Below are 1,302 nucleotides of genomic sequence, written 5' to 3'. Positions count from 1 at the left end.
CGGTGGCGGTCACAGGTGCTTCACCCCTTCCGGGATCTCGTAGAAGGTCGGGTGGCGGTAGGGCTTGTCGGCGGCGGGCTCGAAGAAGGGGTCCTTCTCGTCGGGCGAGGAGGCCGTGATCGCCGTCGAGGGGACGACCCAGATCGAGACGCCCTCGCCGCGCCGGGTGTAGAGGTCGCGCGCGTTGCGCAGGGCGAGCTCCGCGTCCGGGGCGTGCAGGCTGCCGGCGTGGGTGTGGGAAAGCCCGCGCCGTGAGCGCACGAAGACCTCCCACAGAGGCCAGTCGGTGTTGGTCATGCCTGCTTCACTCCCGTCCGGCCGGCTCCCGCGCCGGTGTGCTCGCCACTGTGCTTGGCCGCGTGGGCCGCGGCCGCCTCCCGTACCCACGCGCCCTCGTCGTGCGCCCGCCGGCGCTGGGTCAGGCGCTGTTCGTTGCACGGGCCGTTGCCCTTGAGGACGTCCCAGAACTCGGTCCAGTCGATGGCGCCGAAGTCGTGGTGTCCCCGCTCCTCGTTCCACTTCAGGTCCGGGTCGGGGAGGGTGAGGCCGAGGCTTTCCGCCTGGGGGACGCAGATGTCGACGAAGCGCTGGCGCAGTTCGTCGTTGGAGTGGCGCTTGATCTTCCAGGCCATCGACTGCGCGGAGTGCTGGGAGGCGTCGTCGGGAGGGCCGAACATCATCAGGGAGGGCCACCACCAGCGGTTCACCGCGTCCTGGGCCATCTCGTGCTGCTCTGGTGTGCCGCGGCTGAGGGCCAGCAGCAGCTCGTAACCCTGGCGCTGGTGGAAGGACTCCTCCTTGCAGATGCGGACCATCGCGCGCGCGTAAGGGCCGTAGGAGCAGCGGCACAGGGGGACCTGGTTGGTGATCGCGGCGCCGTCCACCAGCCAGCCGATCGCGCCGACGTCCGCCCAGGTCAGCGTGGGGTAGTTGAAGATCGAGGAGTACTACCCCAGGTCAGCGTGGGGTAGTTGAAGATCGAGGAGTACTTCTGGCGGCCGCTGTGCAGCTTGTCCAGCAACTCCTCGCGGCCGGTGCCCAGGGTCTCGGCCGCGCTGTAGAGGTACAGCCCGTGGCCGGCCTCGTCCTGGACCTTTGCCATCAGGATGGCCTTGCGGCGCAGCGAGGGCGCGCGCGTGATCCAGTTGGCCTCCGGCTGCATGCCGATGATCTCGGAGTGGGCGTGCTGGGCGATCTGCCGGACCAGCGTCGCGCGATAGGCGTCGGGCATCCAGTCCCGCGGCTCGATGCGCTCGTCGGCGGCCACGGCCGCGTCGAAGGCGGCCTGGTGGGCGTGGGTGC

Annotated in this window: 1 protein-coding gene and 1 pseudogene; both read right to left on the bottom strand. The window is 70.0% G+C overall.

The window, feature by feature from the left end; all coding sequences use genetic code 11:
• Positions 1-9: 9 nt before the first annotated feature.
• Complete coding sequence (gene paaB, locus IE249_RS21345; RefSeq protein ID WP_189706842.1) at positions 10-297, bottom strand: 1,2-phenylacetyl-CoA epoxidase subunit PaaB; 288 nt, start codon at positions 295-297, stop codon at positions 10-12.
• Positions 294-1,302 (bottom strand): annotated as a pseudogene (paaA, locus tag IE249_RS21340) (1,2-phenylacetyl-CoA epoxidase subunit PaaA); the annotation flags it as partial. The pseudogene paaA and the gene paaB, both read right to left, overlap by 4 nt.

The sequence above is a fragment of the Streptomyces anandii JCM 4720 genome (assembly GCF_014650655.1).
In the GTDB taxonomy this organism is placed as follows: Bacteria; Actinomycetota; Actinomycetes; order Streptomycetales; family Streptomycetaceae; genus Streptomyces; species Streptomyces anandii.
The sequence above is the reverse complement of the archived record's forward strand: the minus strand, read 5'-3'. Positions and strand labels throughout refer to the sequence as shown.